The organism is Streptomyces mayonensis (assembly GCF_018982965.1).
GTDB lineage: Bacteria > Actinomycetota > Actinomycetes > Streptomycetales > Streptomycetaceae > Streptomyces > Streptomyces mayonensis.
Genome location: NZ_JACBYP010000237.1, coordinates 1 through 3,774 on the forward strand (window position 1 = coordinate 1; position 3,774 = coordinate 3,774).

Consider the following 3,774-nt stretch of genomic DNA (forward strand, 5'->3'; position numbering starts at 1 on the left):
GGGGGCGCGGGGGGGGCGGGGGGCCCCCCCCCGGGCCCCGCCGCCCCCCCCCACCCCCCCCCCCCCCCCCCCCCCCCCCGCCCCCCCCCCCCCCCCCCGCGGGGCCCCCCCCCCCGGGGGGGGGGCGCCACGTCCAGACCCGTCCGAGCCCGCCCGGCCCCGCCCGGACCCCTCCGCCACCGGGAACACACCGGACGGACCCGCTGTTGTCCCCCGAAGCGGAACGGAGGCGCAACGGTGCACGGTGAATACAAGATCCCCGGCGGCAAGCTGGTCGTGGTGGACGTCGAGTCCGAGGGCGGCGTGCTGCGGCACGCGCGGGTGGCGGGCGACTTCTTCCTGGAGCCGGACGAGGCCCTTCAGGCCGTGAACCGTGCGCTGGAGGGCGCCCCCGCGGACACCGACGCGGCGGGACTGGCCGCGCGGATCGACGCGGCGCTGCCCGAGGGCACCGTGATGTACGGGCTGACGTCGGAGGGCGTCGGCATCGCCGTGCGCCGGGCACTCGCGCACGCCACCGACTGGACGGACTACGACTGGCAGCTGATCCACGAGGGGCCCCAGTCCCCCGCGCTGCACATGGCGCTGGACGAGGTGCTGACCGCCGAGGTCGCCGCGGGCCGGCGTCCGCCGACGCTGCGGGTGTGGGAGTGGGGCTCCCCGGCAGTGATCATCGGGAGCTTCCAGTCCCTGCGCAACGAGGTGGACACCGAGGGCGCGGCCCGCCACGGCGTCGAGGTGGTGCGCCGGATCTCCGGCGGAGGCGCGATGTTCGTGGAGCCCGGCAACACCATCACCTACTCCCTCTCCGTCCCGGAGGCGCTGGTGCAGGGCCTCTCCTTCCAGGACAGCTACGCCTACCTCGACGAGTGGGTGCTCGGCGCACTCGGCGACATGGGCATCAAGGCCTGGTACCAGCCGCTGAACGACATCGCCACCGAGCAGGGCAAGATCGCGGGCGCCGCCCAGAAGCGTGTCGTGGGCCCCGGCGGCGGCCCCGGCGCCGTGCTGCACCACGTGACCATGTCGTACGACATCGACGCGGACAAGATGCTCCAGGTGCTCCGCATCGGCAAGGAGAAGATGTCCGACAAGGGCACGAGGAGCGCCAAGAAGCGGGTCGACCCGCTCCGCCGCCAGACGGGGCTGGCGCGCGAGGCCGTGATCGAGCGGATGGTCGCCTCCTTCCGCGACCGGTACGGACTGAGCCGGGGGAAGGTCACCGACGACGAGTCCGCGCGCGCCGGAGACCTGGCCCGCGAGAAGTTCTCCTCCGCCGAGTGGACGTCCCGGGTGCCCTGATCCCGGCGGCGGGCGGGGCGAGCCTCTGCCGCTTCTGCGTGACCGCACGGCCACGTACCGAGTTCGCCCCTTCCGCCCTGTGGGGACTCGTGTGACACTGGCGTCCCGTCCGCAGTGCGGACCCCTCCGCACCATCCCCCACGAGAAGTGCGCCGTGCGTTCTCTTCCCCTGCCGCTCGCCCTGACCGCGCGCCTGGCGCCGGTCGCCGTGCTCGCCACCGCGGGCTGGGCACTGTCGTCCGGGCCGGACACCTCGTCGGCCGCGAAGGACGAGGCGCCGCCCGACACGACCAACAAGTCCGCGTCCGCGTCCGCCCCGGCGACCGAGGCGGCCACCAGGACGTACGCCGCCGCGCCGGCACCGTGCGACAGCCTGGCCGGCAAGACGGTGACCTCACTGGTGCCGGGCGCCAAGGAGGACGGCAAGGAGATCCCGTCGACGGACACCGACGTGCGCCGGACCTGCTCCTGGAACGCGCTCAAGGGCTACGACTACCGCTGGCTGGACGTCTCCTACGAGGTGATGAAGACGGACGAGGCGGCGCAGAAGTCGTACCGGGAACGGGTCGCCGACCGCAGCGGGGGCGGCGAGGTACCCGGCCTCGGTGACGAGGCCTACTCCGTCGTCAACCTCACCACCGAGGACAAGCAGCAGACCCGCGAGGGCACCGTGCTGGTGCGCGCCGCCAACGCCCTGGTGATGATCACGTACAACGGCAGCGACTTCGAGTCGAAGAAGGCACCCGGCACGACCGACATCAACAAGGGTGCCCTCAAGGCGGCCAAGGAGGCCGTGGCCGCCCTGCAGGACGGCTAGCGGGTGCTGTCCGGCCGGGTGGTGGGCAGCAGCATCAGTGCCAGGTACACCACCAGGGACGTCGCCAGGCCCACCGCCCAGCCGTAGTCGGCCAGCGGTTCGAGGAAGGGCAGCGGGCGGCCGTCGACCAGGGGGTGGAAGTCGGCGCCGCCGACGGCGAGGACACCGCCGACGGCGAAGGCGAGCACCGCGCGCCAGTTCCAGCCGCCCGCGTACCAGTAGCGGCCGCCCGGCCGGTACAGGTCGACGAGGTCGAGCCGGGCGCGGCGCAGGATCCAGTAGTCGGCGATGAGGATGCCGGCGACCGTGCCGAGCAGTCCGCCGACGAGCCCGAGCCAGGTGAAGATGTAGCCCTGCGGGTCGGAGTAGAGCTTCCACGGGAAGATCAGCACGGCGAGCACACACGTGATGAGCGCGCCGGCCCGGAAACTCAGCCTGCGCGGCGCGACGTTGGAGAAGTCGAAGGCCGGCGAGACCAGGTTGGCGGCGATGTTCACGGACAGCGTGGCCACCAGGACGGTCACCAGCGCGAAGAGCAGGCCGACCACGTTGTCCGTCTTCGCGGCGAGCTGCACCGGGTCCCAGACCGGCTCGCCGTACACGGCCTGCGAACCGGAGGTGACCATCACCGAGAGGAACGCGAAGAGGGTCATGGTCGTGGGAAGTCCCAGGGCCTGGCCGCGGGTCTGGGCCTTCTGGCTCTTTCCGTACCGGGTGAAGTCCGGGATGTTGAGGGACAGGGTGGACCAGAAGCCGATCATGCCCATCAGGGAGGGCCAGAACAGCTTCCAGAAGTCGCCGCCCCAGCCCAGCCTCGACTCCTGGTCGAAGAGCGGGCCGAAGCCGCCGGCCTTGTCCGTCATCCACCACAGCATCACGAAGGCGCCGACCAGGACGAAGGGTGCCGCCCAGTTCTCGAAGCGGCGGATGGTCTCCATGCCGCGGTAGATGATGACGACCTGGATCGCCCAGAAGATCGCGAACGACAGCCACATGGTCCAGGCGTGCCCGCCGAACGCGGCGGCGTTCGTCCAGCCGTCGCCGATCAGCTTGCCGGCCAGGAAGTAGATGGCCTCGCCGCCGATCCAGGTCTGGATGCCGAACCAGCCGCAGGCCACCAACGCCCGTACGACGGCGGGCAGGTTGGCGCCGCGGATGCCGAAGGAGGCGCGGGCGAAGACCGGGAAGGGGATGCCGTAGCGGGGCCCCGCGTGCCCGGTGAGCAGCATCGGCACGAGCACGATCAGGTTGGCCAGGGCGATGGTGAACACCGCCTGCTTCCAGTCCATGCCGACGGCGATCAGACCGGAGGCGAGGGTCCAGGAGGCGGTGTTGTGGGCCATGCCGACCCACAGGGCGGAGAAGTTGTACGTGGTCCAGGTGCGCTTGCCGACGGGGACGGGCAGCAGGTCCTCGTTGGCGTAGCGGCCGCTCGGCGGCGGGGAGCCCGGGGCGAGCTCCACGCGTCCGTCGGGGAGGGTGACTTGGGCCGACGGCGGTATGGCCGTGGGCGCGGTGTCGGTCATGAGCAGGCCATTCGTGGGACGGGACGGGAGAGGCCGTGCGGGGGTGCCCGAGGGGGGGGCCTGTGTGGCCCGGGTCTTGCCGCGCGCCCGCTTGGCCGAGGAAGTAGGCGTTGGTGATCCACTGGACGT

3 protein-coding genes are annotated in these 3,774 nt (G+C 72.2%); 2 read left to right on the forward strand and 1 reads right to left on the reverse strand.

The window, feature by feature from the left end:
* Positions 1-237 precede the first annotated feature (237 nt).
* Both lplAB and HZS56_RS37505 read left to right on the forward strand, forming a co-directional pair.
* The gene (lplAB, locus tag HZS56_RS37500; RefSeq protein ID WP_216725274.1) at positions 238-1,302 is read left to right on the forward strand and encodes a lipoate-protein ligase LplAB; all 1,065 of its coding nucleotides are present in this window, start codon (positions 238-240) and stop codon (positions 1,300-1,302) included.
* 154 nt (positions 1,303-1,456) lie between these two features.
* Positions 1,457-2,119: a hypothetical protein gene (locus HZS56_RS37505; RefSeq protein ID WP_216725275.1), complete on the forward strand. Its 663-nt coding sequence runs from the start codon at positions 1,457-1,459 to the stop codon at positions 2,117-2,119.
* Here HZS56_RS37505 and HZS56_RS37510 read toward each other — a convergent pair.
* A complete protein-coding gene (locus HZS56_RS37510; RefSeq protein ID WP_216725276.1) occupies positions 2,116-3,645 on the reverse strand; it encodes an NCS1 family nucleobase:cation symporter-1 in 1,530 nt (509 codons plus the stop codon). The two genes, HZS56_RS37505 and HZS56_RS37510, sit on opposite strands and share 4 nt — an antisense overlap.
* Between the last annotated feature and the right edge of the window lie 129 nt (positions 3,646-3,774).

Excerpts from the sequence above, each read along its gene's own strand:
- HZS56_RS37510 (WP_216725276.1), bottom strand. The coding sequence starts at position 3,645 with ATGACCGACACCGCGCCCACGGCCATACCGCCGTCGGCCCAAGTCACC.